Origin of the sequence: Klebsiella sp. PL-2018 (assembly GCF_019048985.1) — a bacterium.
Classification (GTDB): Bacteria; Pseudomonadota; Gammaproteobacteria; order Enterobacterales; family Enterobacteriaceae; genus Klebsiella; species Klebsiella michiganensis.
The window spans coordinates 3,539,793-3,553,393 of record NZ_CP077673.1 but is presented as its reverse complement, the minus strand read 5'-3'; the positions used below and the strand labels follow the sequence as shown (position 1 = coordinate 3,553,393).

The following is a 13,601-nucleotide window of genomic DNA, read 5'->3' as shown; positions in this document are numbered from 1 at the left end:
ATGTGGGGATGTAAATTAAGCGTGTTTGCTATATGATGCCCGCCGTTTATTTTACTCATTGACTATGCCGAGCAGGTACACCATGCCAGTGTTACATAACCGCATTTCAAATGAGACGTTAAAGGCGCAAATGTTGGCTGAGACCGAGCCGCGCACGACGATCTCGTTTTATAAATATTTCACTATTATCGACCCAAAAGCCACGCGCGATGCGCTGTGGATTGCGTTGACTAAGCTGAACGTTTTTGGCCGAATTTATCTGGCTCACGAAGGTATTAACGCGCAAATTAGCGTTCCGCAAAGCCGGGTCGATGCGCTGCGCGAATTCTTATACGCTTTTGATCCCGCCCTGAATAGCCTGCGCCTGAATATCGCCCTCGATGATGACGGTAAATCCTTCTGGGTTCTGCGTCTCAAGGTACGCGATCGGATCGTCGCGGATGGGATTGACGATCCGACGTTTGATGCATCGGACGTGGGCGATTATTTAAAGGCTGCGGAAGTCAACGCGATGCTGGACGACCCGGATGCGGTCTTTATTGATATGCGTAACCATTACGAATATGAGGTCGGCCATTTCGAGAACGCGCTGGAGATCCCGGCGGATACGTTTCGCGACCAGCTGCCGAAGGCCGTTGAGATGATGCAGGAACATAAAGATAAAAATATCGTGATGTACTGCACCGGCGGTATCCGCTGCGAAAAAGCCAGCGCGTGGATGAAGCACAATGGGTTCACTAAGGTCTCGCATATTGAGGGCGGGATTATCGAATACGCGCGACGCGCGCGCGAACAGGGGCTGCCGGTTCGCTTTGTCGGTAAGAACTTTGTATTCGATGAGCGTATGGGAGAGCGTATCTCAGATGATGTTATCGCCCATTGCCATCAGTGCGGCGCTCCCTGCGACAGCCATACCAACTGCCTGAACGATGGTTGCCACCTGCTGTTTATTCAGTGTCCTGCCTGCGCGGAGAAATTCGCCGGCTGCTGTAGCGAAGCCTGCATGGAAGAGCATAAGCTGCCGGAAGAGGAGCAGCGAAAACTGCGCGCCGGCCGCGAGAATGGCAATAAGATCTTTAATAAATCTCGCGGTCGGTTGAATACGAAGCTGGGGATCCCGGATCCTGAGCCTTCAGAAAAACCATAGCCAGATAAGATCGATAAACGCCAGCAGAAGCCACAGCGCCAGATAAATCATAAAATGTTCGCGGACGTTGTTAACCAGTAATTCGAACAGGCGACGCATCATCTCTCTCATCATTCACGGCCTCAAGCGAGGCCGTTTCTTTAGCGTGGTTGTCAGGTTGTACGGCGGGCGATTATTTCTTAAACCGCGCCAGTGAAAACGGGGATAGATCAAACCCAAAGGGTTCTTCAAGCGCGAACCGTGTGGCCAGTTCACCGAGTACCGGTGCGAACTTAAAGCCGTGTCCGCTCAGGCCGGTAATCAATAGCGTATCCGGCTGGCCGGGCAGCGTATCAATGATAAAGTCCTCGTCGGCGGTGTTGTCATAGGTACAGGATGCGCCATGCAGGCAGCCGCCGATACCGGGCAACACATTACGCAAGAAGCTAAAAGCTTCAGAGCCGTCCGTTGCAACGGCACCAAACGGCTTACGTTCTTCCGGCGTGGAAATAGGCTGCCCGCCGTTATGCTTGCCGATTTTCAATTCGTTATCTTCTGCCGGGAAACCGTAAAACTGATCGCCATTCGCTAACTCACCGGTAAACGCCGGGAAATTATTTTTGCTGCTGTAGCGGCCATCCGCCTGAAACCAGGCGAAAATTTTACGTACCGGCTGGACAGGGAGTTCTGGCATCAGCCGGGTAACCCAGGTACCGGCGCTAACCAGCAGTTTTTTGCCGCTGTACTCACCATCAAGCGTATCGACGGTTACGCCGTTCGGCGTGTGGTGAATGGCCGATACCGGGCAGTTGAAGAGCTGTGCGGCGCCCGCTTCGCGTGCCAGACGGATCCAGCTTTCAACGGCCAGTTCGCTGCGCAGTATGCCGGATGCGGGTTCAAATATCGCCCGATAATCATCAGGAATACGAATTTCCGGCCAGCGAGTCATCACCGTCTGCGCATCCATTTCTTCGATATTGAGCTGGAACTCGCGCGCGCTGCTGGCAACATTGCGCAGAAAGTCGGAACCGGCAGGCCCGAGGTTAATCACTCCTGTACGTTCAAAGACGGCTTCACCGCTGGCGGCGGCAAACTCATCCCATAGCTGTTGCGCGCGCAGTACCAGGGGGACATATCTTTCGCCTTCGCCGTAGGCGTGACGAATGAGGCGGGTGCTGCCGTGATGGCTGCCTTCCTGATGCGGCGGCTGATGGGCATCAATCATCAGTACATTGAGCCCTGCCTGCCGCGCATAATAGCCTGCGGCAGCGCCGACCGAGCCGCTACCGATAATGATAAGATCGTATTGCATGGTGAGTTCCAGGTTATTGCTTTATTAGCAGGGTAATTAACAACCTGCTGTTATACAAGCCCGAAAATAATTCAGGCACCCGAGGGTGCCTGTTAAGTGAATATTCTGACATTAGCGCTAAATTTTAATGCCTTCGATACTCATTTTCCTGGTATTCGCCAGATTCAATCTTCGCAATACCTGCTTCCAGAATCGAAATAAACTGACGTGCGACGTCCGTCGTTAGCCATAGCGTCTGGCCAATCTCTGCGTCTCTACTGCTTTCTTGAGCGGGGTTTTGGTAGTGCAGGCGCAACATCAGCGCATCGTAACTATCAACGGTGCTGATGTCCCATCCGACGAGGGGATGGGTCTGGATGACTTCATTATTCTTTTCCATCATAACCCCTTATTCATATGTTAAAAGACAACAGTTCTCGAGGTTTAATGCGTGTTTTTTGAAGCAAGTTAATTATATCAGTAGTCAAGAATAAACTCGAGAAATTAAATGAAATAGAGATACATACGCGCCCATTTGCTGATTTTTTAGGCAGATCAGGGAGGGTTAATTGTTATTTATGAAGGTGCTAAGGAAAAGCAATAGGGGAGAGTCTGACTATGAAAAAAATAAAAAAGCCGGGGCGACCCGGCAAAAAATTGCACAATGAGGGAGCAAATTTAATTGACTAGTCGCGGACAAACCAGTCGTCAGCGCTTTCCCAGGTTTCTTGCAGGATTTCGCTAATCCGGTCTTTGTCTTCTTTCAGGCCGCCGATAACCGACAGATTGTTATTAGCCGCGTACCGAACCGTTACCTGACTTGAGGTAGAGGGAAACTGCTGTTCGATACGACGCGAGAGTTCATTGTTCAGCGCATCTAAGGCGCCGTTGGGTAAGGCTGTTGATTTGGCGATAGAGACTTCAATACGCATAATTGCCCCCTGGATAATGTACTGTTTATTTATACAGTACACTCTGAAGATTTACAACAGGGGGCAGGCTATTTATTTTTTCATCGTCCAGCGCACGGTTTCCCCGGCAAGGAACGGCACCAGCGCGTCGCCTGGCAGGGTGATACTCTCGACCACCTGGCTCTCTTCGCGCACCAGCTCCACGTAGCCCTCATTGACCGGCAGGCCATAGAAGCGGGGGCCGTTAAGCGAACAGAAGGCTTCAAAGTGTTGCAGGGCGTTCATCTCCTCAAATACCGTGGCGTAGCTGCCCAGCGCGGTCGGCGCGTTAAAACAGCCTGCGCATCCGCAGCTGGCTTCCTTACGATGGCGGGCATGGGGAGCGGAATCCGTGCCGAGGAAAGCGCGGTCAAAACCGCTGGCAACCAGTTCGCGCAGCGCCTGCTGGTGAATATTGCGTTTCAGGATCGGCAGGCAATAAAGGTGGGGACGCACGCCGCCAACCAGCATATGGTTGCGATTGAACATCAGGTGCTGCGGAGTGATGGTGGCCGCCAGCAGCTCGTTACCGTCGCGTACGTATTCAGCGGCATCTTTGGTCGTGATGTGTTCGAAGACCACCTTCAGGCCGGGCAGGCGCTGACGCAGCGGCTCCATGACCGTTTCAATAAAGCGCGCTTCCCGGTCAAAAATATCGATATCAGCATGGGTGACCTCACCGTGAACCAGCAGAGGCATCCCCAGCTTTTCCATGCGTTCCAGCACCGGCATAATGGCATCCGTACTGGTGACGCCGTGGCTGGAGTTGGTGGTGGCGTTGGCCGGATAGAGCTTGGCGGCAGTGAATACGCCTTCGTTAAATCCGCGCTCCAGCTCAGCCGGGTCGAGCGTATCCGTCAGATAGCAGGTCATCAGCGGCGTAAAATCATGGCCCGCAGGGATCGCATCAACGATACGCTGGCGATAGGCGAGGGCGGCTTCGACGGTAGTGACAGGCGGTACCAGGTTTGGCATCACGATTGCCCGGCCATAAAATTCACTGGTATAAGGCACGACGGTTTTTAACATATCGTCATCGCGCAGATGGATATGCCAGTCGTCAGGGCGGCGGATTTTCAATACCTGGGATTGTGCTGTCATGGAAGGCTCCGGCTAATAGGTTCAGTCATCAGGGCTGTTTTTGCCGGGCACTAAGGATAAGCGTAAACGTTTTCCTTTGCATCAACTTCCGTAAAAAATCGGGCGCTTCAGCGCCCGAGCCATCAGTTGGTGAACGGGATAATAATCTCGCCGGGCTTCACTTCAATCCCTTTAGCATACTTTTTCGCCAGCGCTTCACCGGTGCTGGCATCCTCGCGCAGGACGTAGGCAGGCTGCTGATTGAAGTAGCTACGCAGGGACTGATTCAGGTAAGGGATCAGCGTCTGTACGACAGACTGGAGCTTTTCCGGCTGAACTTTAGCATCGACGACTTCCATCTCCTGCAGGAAAATGGCCCCCTTTTCTTTATTGAAAGCCGGCAGCGCTTTGAGCTTCAGATCGATGGTCGCTTTCTGGTTCCCGAAAAGTGAATTCAGATCTAAATTGGCCACGCCGCTTAACGTGACTTTGTTTGGTTCTTCACGGCCAATAGCGCTGGTAAGATTTTGCAGTTCAATATGGGCATCCGCTACGCCTGGCAGGCCAATATCCTTAGCGAAGTGGTTACGTTTCTGCAGCGCCTGATTGATTTCCTGCTCGCTCACGGAATATTGCGTGAGCTGATTACAGGCGCTAAGCAGGCCGCTAACGATAAGCGCGGCCGCGATAAACATCTTTTTCATTGGATTCCTTAATGTCATGCCATGGGTTCATCCTGACACAAAGCAGCATGGCCCGCCAGCGCAGGAGGTGCTAGCGGAAAAGACTGAAAAAGAGGCGTTCGGCAGCGAAGGGCCAAACCATCCGCTGCCTTGAGGTTAAATAGCCATTGAAGAAAGCAGGTTGATCTGCGTCTGTTTGGCCATGTTGTCACGATAGGCGGCCACCCGACTCGGCCAGTTCACGCCGGCAACCAGCGTCAGATTCCTCAGCAGAGGAAAGAGCTGAATATCATCTTCAGAGAGTTCTCCGTTGACGGCGTTTGGCTGGACAATCAGTTTATCCAGCGCCCGCAGATCGTCGCTGATGTTCTTCACCAGACCGGGGGAATGGGCGAGATGGTCAGCAAAGCTGCCGATAGCCGCCTCTTTCTTTTTCACAAAATAGGCGCGCGCCTCTGGCGTGGCGAATTCATCAAACGCGGATTTGGCAAAGCGGGGGATCAGCAGGCGGTTCGCGTAGCCGTTGACCTTCCGCAGCCAGGTTTCCACCGCCGGATTACGCGGGCCGGTAAGCAGCGGTTTGCCGTCCAGCTTATCGACATAGTGCACGATATCCATGCTTTCCGGCATATAGCGGCTATCGTCTTTTTGCAGGATTGGCGCCATTTTCTGGCCGATCATTCGGGTGGGGGTTAATTCATCATCGTTCAGGAGCACAATCAGTTCGACGGGGATATTTTTCAGGCCGAAAATCATGCGGGCTTTAAGGCAGAACGGGCAGTGATCGTAGATATATAACTTCACGTTTCTCCTCCATTGTTGCTGAACATCCTCAATTCAGTATGGAGGAGAAACGAAGGCCCGGCAAATCAGGTTCGCGGCTCCAGCATTCCGGAGGCCGAACGTTTTGGACTGAACTGCCACCACAGCGCAATAAACGTCGCGAGGCCGATAATGCCCAGCATCAGCCACGGCAGCTCAGGCTGACCGACGGCCTTACCGGCATCGAACAGCCAGCCGCCGCCTGCGTAGCCGAAAGCGCCGCCGAAGGCCAGGCCTAACCGGCTAAAGCCCATATAGCTGCCGCGCGCTCTGGCATCCGCCAGCGACGCCCCCAGCGTTTCACGCGCGGGTTCAGCGATGATTGACCCCATATAAAATACGCAGATCAGCGTAAACAGCTGCTGCAAATTGCTGCTCAGGCCAATTGGCATCATCGCGAGCGTCATGATCAGCAGGCCGGCCATCAGGCGCTGCTCCAGGCGAAAACGCTTTTCGCTCCAGCGGGCAATCGGATACAGCAGCGTTAGCGAAATGGTCGCTTCAATGGCGTACATCCATTTGACCGCCGCCGGAGAACCCGCAATATCATTCACCATAATCGGCAGCATCAGCATCACCTGCACCGCTAGCATGTAATACCCGGTCAGCGTCAGCACATAGGTGACAAAGCGTTTGTCGCGCAACACGCGCCCCAGTCCTTCACGAACCGGCGTTTTGACCGTCGACAGCTTCCAGGCGGGAAGATACCAGGCGTTGAATGCCGCACAGGCGATAAACAGCGCCGCTCCGGCGCTGCACACCAGGCGAAAATCATATTGCAGCAGCCAGCTGCCCAGCAGCGCGCCGATCACCGCTCCTGCGCTGTCCTGCATCATCAGGATAGAGAAGAAACGTCCGCGCTGGTGCGGGCGTACCAGCTTGACCACCAGCGCCGCCCGCGGGGGATCGAACAGCGTGCCGCCGAGGCCTGAAAGAATACAGGAGAGCCACAGCACCCAGGGTTCATGAGCGACGGCCATCGCCGCGAAGCCGGCCGCGCGCATCAGCATACCGGTAACGATCATCGGCTTGGCGCCAAAACGGTCGGCAATGGCGCCGCCAAATATTCCTAAGCCTTGCTGCACCAGCTGACGCAGGCCGAGCGCAATCCCGACCATCAGCGCAGCCCACCCCATCTGGTCGACAAAGCGAATGGAGATAAGCGGGAACACAACGAAAAAGCCGAGTACGACCAGCATGTTATCGACTAACAGGAAATATTTACCCAGGCTCCTTGCCTGCGATACGCGGGACATTTCCCCTCCAGGGAAAAATAAGAATAAGCTCTGACATTTTGCGGGGTTAATGGCTATTTTCCCAGCGCGCTCGCGACAATATTTTTTTATCAAAATGCAAGAACGATAGAGGCTATTCATCGAAAAGCAGAGATGGTGCAGAAAATGGTATGTTGCTGTTTTCACACCGCCGTGCAGGACAGGTATAGTAAAGTCAGCAAGTATTGCGTCAGGGGAACAGGAGAGGGGAATGTTTGGCTATCGCAGTAACGTACCGAAGGTGCGTTTGACGACGGACCGGCTGGTGGTTCGGCTGGTGCACGATCGTGACGCCTGGCGTCTGGCCGATTATTACGCGGAAAATAAAGGGTTCTTAAAACCCTGGGAACCGGTGCGCGATGACAGCCACTGTTATCCTTCCGGCTGGCAGGCGCGTTTATCGATGATTTCTGAGTTTCATAAGCAGGGCTCGGCGTTCTATTTTGCTCTGCTTGACCCGGAAGAAAAAGAGATCATCGGCGTGGCGAATTTTTCGAATGTGGTGCGCGGATCGTTTCATGCCTGCTATCTCGGCTACTCCATCGGGGAGAAATGGCAAGGGCAGGGGCTGATGTATGAAGCGCTGACGTCGGCCATTCGCTATATGCAGCGCACGCAACATATCCATCGCATAATGGCAAACTATATGCCGCATAATCAGCGCAGCGGCGATTTGCTGGCGCGTCTGGGCTTTGAAAAAGAGGGTTACGCCAAAGATTACCTGCTCATTGATGGGCAGTGGCGCGATCACGTACTGACGGCGTTGACGACACCGGACTGGACCCCGGGTCGCTAAGGAGACATCATGAAATATCAGTTAACCGCGCATGAGGCGCGGGTCATTGGCTGCCTGCTGGAAAAGCAGGTCACCACGCCGGAGCAGTACCCCCTGTCGGTCAACGCGGTGGTCACCGCCTGTAACCAGAAAACAAACCGTGAACCGGTAATGTCGCTCAGCGAAAGTGAAGTTCAGGATCTGCTCGATACGCTAGTCAAGCGCCATTATTTGCGTACGGTCAGCGGTTTCGGCAACCGGGTAACCAAGTATGAACAACGCTTCTGCAACTCTGAATTCGGCGATCTGAAATTCACGCCGGCGGAAGTCGCTATCGTGACCACACTGCTGCTGCGCGGGGCGCAGACGCCTGGCGAACTCCGCGGTCGCGCGCAGCGAATGCATGAATTCAGCGATATGGCCGAGGTTGAAAGCGTCCTCGAAAACCTGGCTTCGCGAGAAGATGGCCCCTATGTTGCGCGTCTGCCGCGGGAGCCTGGCAAGCGTGAAAGCCGCTATATGCATCTGTTCTGCGATGATATGGATTCACTAATTACCGTCGTGGAGGCCGTGTCGCCGCCCGGCGACGATCTTCAGATGCGCGTTGAGGCGCTGGAGGCGGAAGTTGCCGAGCTGAAAGCGCGTCTCGATTCACTGCTGGCTCACCTGGGAGATTAAGCATGTCGGCGAAACTACGTATAGGAGTGGTTGGCCTGGGCGGTATCGCGCAAAAGGCGTGGTTACCGGTGCTGGGGGCCGCCGATGACTGGACGCTACAGGCGGCGTGGTCGCCCGGGAAAGAGAAAGCGCTGCGTATCTGTGAAACCTGGCGTATTCCCTATGCGGATTCTCTGGAACAGCTGGCGGCGCAGTGTGATGCCGTATTCGTGCATACTTCAACGGCTTCACATTATGAAGTGGTTTCCCGCCTGCTCAATGCCGGAGTGCATGTCTGCGTTGATAAACCGCTGGCGGATAAACTCAGCGATGCGGAGGCGCTGGTTGAGCTGGCCGCTCGCCGTCATCTCACGCTAATGGTCGGGTTTAACCGCCGTTTTGCCCCCCTCTATCGCGAGCTGAAGGCCCAGCTCGGGAGCGCTGCGTCGCTGCGGATGGATAAGCACCGTAGCGACAGCGTGGGCCACGATCTGCGCTTCACGCTGTTGGATGACTATCTGCACGTCGTCGATACCGCGCTATGGCTGGCGGGCGATAAAGCGCGTTTAAGCGGCGGTGCGCTGCACACCACCGCTCAAGGGGAGATGCTGTATGCCGAACACCATTTCAGTTGCGGAATGATGCAGATAACCACCAGTATGCACCGCCGCGCCGGAAGCCAGCGGGAGTGGGTACAGGCGGTAACCGACGGCGGATTATATGAAGTCCGGGATATGCGGGAGTGGCAGGAGGAGCGGGGGCGCGGCGTGATCCAGCGCCCGATCCCCGGCTGGCAGACCACCCTTGAGCAGCGTGGATTTACCGGCTGCGCGCGGCATTTTATCGAATGCGTGCAAAATCAGACGGTTCCTGAAACGTCCGGCGAGCAGGCGCTGCTGGCTCAGCGCGTTATAGAGAAACTCTGGCGCGAAGCGATGAGCGAATAATCCGTTGTAACAACTGACAGTAGTAATTCATTATGAACCCGGTAGACTATCGCCACTTTCCAGCGCCCGCATTTGCGGGCGTTTTACTCCAGGGTTGTGGAATAACACGTTAATGAATCTTTTAAAATCACTGGCGGCCGTCAGTTCGATGACCATGTTTTCGCGCGTGCTGGGCTTTGCGCGCGATGCGATTGTGGCGCGTATTTTTGGCGCGGGGATGGCCACCGACGCCTTCTTCGTTGCTTTTAAACTCCCGAACCTTTTACGGCGTATTTTTGCTGAAGGCGCTTTCTCACAGGCTTTTGTGCCGATTCTGGCGGAGTATAAAAGCAAGCAGGGTGAAGATGCGACCCGGGTTTTCGTCGCCTATGTTTCGGGGCTGCTGACGCTGGTTCTGGCGCTGGTCACCGTCGCCGGTATGCTGGCGGCACCGTGGGTGATTACTATCACCGCGCCGGGATTTGCCAATACGCCCGAAAAGTTCGCCCTGACCACGCAGCTCTTGCGCATCACTTTTCCCTATATTCTGTTGATCTCCCTGGCTTCACTCGTGGGCGCCATCCTGAATACCTGGAACCGCTTTTCGGTGCCTGCTTTTGCCCCGACCTTCCTGAACGTCAGCATGATTGGTTTTGCGCTGTTTGCCGCGCCCTATTTTAATCCGCCGATGCTGGCAATGGCGTGGGCGGTAACGGTTGGCGGTATTTTGCAGCTAGCCTGGCAGCTGCCGCATCTGAAAAAAATCGGCATGCTGGTGCTGCCGCGGGTCAACCTTAAAGATGCTGGCGCGGTGCGGGTGGTAAAACAGATGGGCCCGGCGATTCTCGGCGTCTCAGTCAGCCAAATCTCGCTGATCATTAACACGATTTTTGCCTCATTCCTCGTTTCCGGCTCCGTATCGTGGATGTACTACGCCGATCGTCTGATGGAGTTTCCGTCCGGCGTACTGGGCGTGGCGCTGGGGACCATTTTGCTGCCTTCGCTGTCTAAAAGCTTCGCCAGCGGCAATCACGATGAATATTGCCGTTTGATGGACTGGGGATTACGCCTGTGCTTCCTGCTCGCGCTACCGAGCGCGGTGGCGTTAGGGATCCTGGCCAAGCCGCTGACGGTCGCGTTATTCCAGTACGGGAAATTTACCGCTTTTGATGCCGCGATGACCCAGCGCGCGCTGGTGGCGTATTCTGTCGGGCTGATGGGGCTCATCGTCGTGAAGGTGCTGGCTCCCGGATTCTATTCGCGGCAGGACATTAAAACGCCGGTGAAAATTGCCATCGTCACGCTGATCATGACGCAGGTGATGAACCTCGCCTTTATTGGCCCCCTGAAGCACGCTGGTCTGTCGTTGTCGATTGGTCTGGCGGCCTGCCTGAACGCCGCGCTGCTCTACTGGCAGCTGCGGAAACAGAAAATTTTTACGCCTCAGCCGGGCTGGTTCCTGTTCCTGCTGCGCCTGGTCATCGCGGTGATTATTATGTCAGCGGCGCTGCTGGGTGTGATGTACCTGATGCCGGAGTGGTCGCAGGGGACGATGCCGTTCCGCCTGCTGCGCTTGATGGTGGTCGTGGTGGCCGGCGTTGTCGCCTATTTCGCGACGCTGCTGCTGCTGGGCTTTCGCGTGAAAGAGTTTGCTCGCCGCACGGTTTGAGTTGTTCTGATGAAAGAAAAGCCGCTCTGCAGGAATTGCACAGCGGCTTTTTTTACCTGACGGTTCGCTCTTTATCTGGCGGTTCGCTGCGCCGATACGACCCTGGCGCTTTCCAGCAGGCGGATCCCAAGGGCAATCGCACCGGTTACGACGGCGAGGGTCACCACGCCGCTCCAGCCTGCGAGCACATACAGTTTGCTTCCCAGTACTGAACCCAGCGACATCCCAATAAACACGCCGGTGAACAGCAGCGCGTTGAGGCGTCCGCGCGCCTGCGGCTCCAGGCCATACACCAGATTCTGGTGCGCCACGAGGCTGGATTGCAGCCCCAGGTCAAAACCGACGGCCGAGATGGCAATCAGGATTAGCTGACCATGCGGCGGTAGCGCAGGCAGCAAAAACATCAGGGCAAACGAAACCGTCACCAGCGCCGCGCCCATTTGCGTGACTTTTTCTGCGCCGAACTTGTCGGCCAGGCCGCCGGCCAGCGGGGCGGCAAGCGCCCCGGCAGCCCCTGCAATACCGAAGCCACCGGCTACCGCGCTGCCCATCTGATAGTGCGCCAACAGCATGACCGCAAGCGTAGACCAGAAGGCGCTAAAGGCGATAGAGAGGAATCCCTGGGCGAATGCGGCGCGACGCAGTGCCGGATAGCGTTTCCACAGATGCGCCATCGATTTCATCAGCTGCGGGTAGCTGAGGGTTGAGTGAATTTCGAAGCGCGGCAGCACGCGCCACATCACCACACCAATCATCGCGATGCTGACCGCAGCCGCCTGATACATTACCCGCCAGCCGAATAGCGCCCCCACCAGACCACTAACGGTTCGCGACAGCAGGATCCCCAGCAGCAGGCCGGTCATCACCGTACCCACCATTTTCCCCTGCTTGCCCGCGGGAGCCAGAATCGCGGCTGCCGGTACGATATCCTGCGCCATGGTCGCGGCCATACCGATAAGCAGGCTGACAATCAGCAGAGAGCTTAGCTGACCGGTAAGGCTGCAGAGCAGCAACAGGACGGCCAGCGCGGCGCTTTTCATCAGGATCAGCTTTCTGCGGTCGTGGCGGTCGCCAAGCGGGAGAAGGAAAAGTATGCCCAGCGCGTAGCCGGCCTGGGTCAGGGTCGGAACCAGACCCATACCCTCAACGCTCAAATGGAGGTTAGCCCCCATCAGCGGCAGCAGCGGTTGCGCGTAATAGATTGAGGCGACGCTGAAGCCTGCGCCCAGCGCAAGGATGAAAATGACCCACCCGGCGGCGCGGGAGGTGAGTGGAGTTGGTGTCATGGTGGATTCCTCTTAGAAGCGATGGCGCTATTTTTCCCGTAATCCGGCTGGCGCGGTAGATAGCCCGGTGGTAAAACGGTTATACGCTAAGCGTATAGGCAAAATATAAATGAAGAAGCAAGAGCGTATAGATCGTATCGAACTGATGCGTACGTTCATTCGTATCGTGGAGGCCGGGTCTCTCTCCGCCGCCGCGGTACAGATGAATACGACCCAGGCGACGGTAAGTCGACGGCTTCAGTCTCTGGAGGGGCTGCTTGGCGCAAAGTTGATTCTGCGCACGACTCACGCGATGAAGCTGACCGATGACGGTGAGCGCTGTTATCAGCATGCCCGCCAGGTCGTCGATGCCTGGCTGGCGCTGGAGGACGACCTGCGGATCACCGATGACCGGCCGGTGGGGATTTTAAGAGTGCGGGCCCCGCATGCGTTTGGTCAGCAACAGCTGCTGGGGCCACTGGTGGATTTTTTGCAGCGCTATCCCCAGCTGGCGGTTGAATGGATGCTGAACGATAAGACGGTCGATTTTCTGAGCGATGGTATCGACTGCGCGATTCGCGTGGGGGCCGAGGTGGATCCGGCTACGGTATCGGTACTGCTGGCCGAGGTTCCCCGCAGCGTGGTGGCATCCCCATCGCTGCTGGCGAACTTACCGCCGTTAAGCGCGCCGCAGGAGATGTCGTTGCTGCCGTGGATAGCCATCAGCACGTTCTATCAGCATGAGGTGAGGCTGCAGTCGCAGGTGGATGAGCAGCTTATTACCTTTGCCATCGCGCCGTGTCTGAGTACCGATAGCGTGCATGTGGCGCGTAATACCGCGCTGGCGGGGCTGGGCGCGGCGATTGTGTCGAGCTGGGCGGTAGCGGACGATATTGCCGCCGGGCGGCTGGTGGAGCTGTTCCCGCAGTGGCGAGCCTCACCGCTGCCGGTACACCTGGTGTATCCCTGGGCGCGCTACTATCCAACGCGGTTGCGTAAATTTCTCGATCTGATGCGTGAGGTCATGCCGCAGATTGCGGGGATGCAGCGTCCGGAAGGGGAATAAAAAAAGACCGGCCGCGG

15 protein-coding genes are annotated in these 13,601 nt (G+C 56.0%); 6 read left to right on the top strand and 9 right to left on the bottom strand.

The features are described from left to right. The first annotated feature begins 82 nt into the window (after nt 1-82). The gene (locus MKleb_RS16565) at nt 83-1,147 is read left to right on the top strand and encodes an oxygen-dependent tRNA uridine(34) hydroxylase TrhO (protein WP_217076007.1); all 1,065 of its coding nucleotides are present in this window, start codon (nt 83-85) and stop codon (nt 1,145-1,147) included. On the opposite strand, the gene MKleb_RS16560 is transcribed toward MKleb_RS16565, so the two are convergent. From MKleb_RS16560 to mdtH, 8 genes are all read right to left on the bottom strand, one after another. After that, nucleotides 1,133-1,246 (bottom strand): YceO family protein, encoded by a 114-nt coding sequence (locus tag MKleb_RS16560; protein ID WP_004101037.1) that lies wholly within the window; start codon nt 1,244-1,246, stop codon nt 1,133-1,135. The two genes, MKleb_RS16565 and MKleb_RS16560, sit on opposite strands and share 15 nt — an antisense overlap. Nucleotides 1,247-1,319: 73 nt before the next feature. Then, entirely contained in the window at nt 1,320-2,438 is a 1,119-nt protein-coding gene (solA, locus tag MKleb_RS16555; RefSeq protein ID WP_025106904.1) for an N-methyl-L-tryptophan oxidase, read from the bottom strand. Between the two features lie 124 nt (nt 2,439-2,562). Next, complete coding sequence (gene bssS, locus MKleb_RS16550) at nt 2,563-2,817, bottom strand: biofilm formation regulator BssS (protein ID WP_004101039.1); 255 nt, start codon at nt 2,815-2,817, stop codon at nt 2,563-2,565. Nucleotides 2,818-3,103: 286 nt separating this feature from the next. Beyond that, nucleotides 3,104-3,349 (bottom strand): DNA damage-inducible protein I, encoded by a 246-nt coding sequence (gene dinI, locus MKleb_RS16545; RefSeq protein ID WP_004101040.1) that lies wholly within the window; start codon nt 3,347-3,349, stop codon nt 3,104-3,106. A gap of 72 nt (nt 3,350-3,421) precedes the next feature. Further along, nucleotides 3,422-4,468 carry a dihydroorotase gene (gene pyrC, locus MKleb_RS16540; protein ID WP_025106905.1) on the bottom strand — a complete coding sequence of 349 codons (1,047 nt, stop codon included), beginning with the start codon at nt 4,466-4,468 and terminating at the stop codon, nt 3,422-3,424. 122 nt (nt 4,469-4,590) lie between these two features. Next, nucleotides 4,591-5,151: a lipoprotein gene (locus MKleb_RS16535; RefSeq protein WP_004849873.1), complete on the bottom strand. Its 561-nt coding sequence runs from the start codon at nt 5,149-5,151 to the stop codon at nt 4,591-4,593. Between the two features lie 135 nt (nt 5,152-5,286). Then, the gene (grxB, locus tag MKleb_RS16530) at nt 5,287-5,934 is read right to left on the bottom strand and encodes a glutaredoxin 2 (RefSeq protein ID WP_004849875.1); all 648 of its coding nucleotides are present in this window, start codon (nt 5,932-5,934) and stop codon (nt 5,287-5,289) included. Between the two features lie 65 nt (nt 5,935-5,999). After that, nucleotides 6,000-7,208 carry a multidrug efflux MFS transporter MdtH gene (mdtH, locus tag MKleb_RS16525; RefSeq protein WP_004849878.1) on the bottom strand — a complete coding sequence of 403 codons (1,209 nt, stop codon included), beginning with the start codon at nt 7,206-7,208 and terminating at the stop codon, nt 6,000-6,002. A 229-nt stretch (nt 7,209-7,437) separates the two neighbouring features. On the opposite strand from mdtH, the gene rimJ reads away from it, so the two are divergent. The 4 genes from rimJ (at nt 7,438) to murJ (ending at nt 11,253) form a co-directional block, all read left to right on the top strand. Next, complete coding sequence (gene rimJ / locus MKleb_RS16520) at nt 7,438-8,022, top strand: ribosomal protein S5-alanine N-acetyltransferase (protein WP_004131378.1); 585 nt, start codon at nt 7,438-7,440, stop codon at nt 8,020-8,022. A gap of 9 nt (nt 8,023-8,031) precedes the next feature. Then, nucleotides 8,032-8,679, top strand: coding sequence for a YceH family protein (locus MKleb_RS16515; RefSeq protein WP_014228831.1), 648 nt, complete (start codon nt 8,032-8,034; stop codon nt 8,677-8,679). Between the two features lie 2 nt (nt 8,680-8,681). Further along, on the top strand, nt 8,682-9,605 hold the full coding sequence (locus tag MKleb_RS16510) for a Gfo/Idh/MocA family protein (RefSeq protein WP_025106906.1): 924 nt from the start codon (nt 8,682-8,684) through the stop codon (nt 9,603-9,605). A gap of 112 nt (nt 9,606-9,717) precedes the next feature. After that, entirely contained in the window at nt 9,718-11,253 is a 1,536-nt protein-coding gene (murJ, locus tag MKleb_RS16505) for a murein biosynthesis integral membrane protein MurJ (RefSeq protein ID WP_004849883.1), read from the top strand. Nucleotides 11,254-11,324: 71 nt separating this feature from the next. Here the strand turns inward: murJ and MKleb_RS16500 are convergent, their stop codons facing one another. Continuing rightward, nucleotides 11,325-12,539: an MFS transporter gene (locus MKleb_RS16500; protein WP_014228834.1), complete on the bottom strand. Its 1,215-nt coding sequence runs from the start codon at nt 12,537-12,539 to the stop codon at nt 11,325-11,327. 109 nt (nt 12,540-12,648) lie between these two features. Here MKleb_RS16500 and MKleb_RS16495 point away from each other — a divergent pair, with 109 nt between their 5' ends. Next, the gene (locus MKleb_RS16495; RefSeq protein WP_004849886.1) at nt 12,649-13,584 is read left to right on the top strand and encodes a LysR family transcriptional regulator; all 936 of its coding nucleotides are present in this window, start codon (nt 12,649-12,651) and stop codon (nt 13,582-13,584) included. The last annotated feature ends 17 nt before the right edge of the window (nt 13,585-13,601 follow it).

What these genes read in the sequence shown, in the direction of transcription:
- MKleb_RS16565 (WP_217076007.1), top strand. Translation starts at nt 83, where the DNA reads ATGCCAGTGTTACATAACCGCATTTCAAATGAGACGTTAAAGGCGCAA.
- MKleb_RS16560 (WP_004101037.1), bottom strand. Translation starts at nt 1,246, where the DNA reads ATGCGTCGCCTGTTCGAATTACTGGTTAACAACGTCCGCGAACATTTT.
- solA (WP_025106904.1), bottom strand. Translation starts at nt 2,438, where the DNA reads ATGCAATACGATCTTATCATTATCGGTAGCGGCTCGGTCGGCGCTGCC.
- bssS (WP_004101039.1), bottom strand. Translation starts at nt 2,817, where the DNA reads ATGGAAAAGAATAATGAAGTCATCCAGACCCATCCCCTCGTCGGATGG.
- dinI (WP_004101040.1), bottom strand. Translation starts at nt 3,349, where the DNA reads ATGCGTATTGAAGTCTCTATCGCCAAATCAACAGCCTTACCCAACGGC.
- pyrC (WP_025106905.1), bottom strand. Translation starts at nt 4,468, where the DNA reads ATGACAGCACAATCCCAGGTATTGAAAATCCGCCGCCCTGACGACTGG.
- MKleb_RS16535 (WP_004849873.1), bottom strand. Translation starts at nt 5,151, where the DNA reads ATGAAAAAGATGTTTATCGCGGCCGCGCTTATCGTTAGCGGCCTGCTT.
- mdtH (WP_004849878.1), bottom strand. Translation starts at nt 7,208, where the DNA reads ATGTCCCGCGTATCGCAGGCAAGGAGCCTGGGTAAATATTTCCTGTTA.
- rimJ (WP_004131378.1), top strand. Translation starts at nt 7,438, where the DNA reads ATGTTTGGCTATCGCAGTAACGTACCGAAGGTGCGTTTGACGACGGAC.
- MKleb_RS16515 (WP_014228831.1), top strand. Translation starts at nt 8,032, where the DNA reads ATGAAATATCAGTTAACCGCGCATGAGGCGCGGGTCATTGGCTGCCTG.
- MKleb_RS16510 (WP_025106906.1), top strand. Translation starts at nt 8,682, where the DNA reads ATGTCGGCGAAACTACGTATAGGAGTGGTTGGCCTGGGCGGTATCGCG.
- murJ (WP_004849883.1), top strand. Translation starts at nt 9,718, where the DNA reads ATGAATCTTTTAAAATCACTGGCGGCCGTCAGTTCGATGACCATGTTT.
- MKleb_RS16500 (WP_014228834.1), bottom strand. Translation starts at nt 12,539, where the DNA reads ATGACACCAACTCCACTCACCTCCCGCGCCGCCGGGTGGGTCATTTTC.
- MKleb_RS16495 (WP_004849886.1), top strand. Translation starts at nt 12,649, where the DNA reads ATGAAGAAGCAAGAGCGTATAGATCGTATCGAACTGATGCGTACGTTC.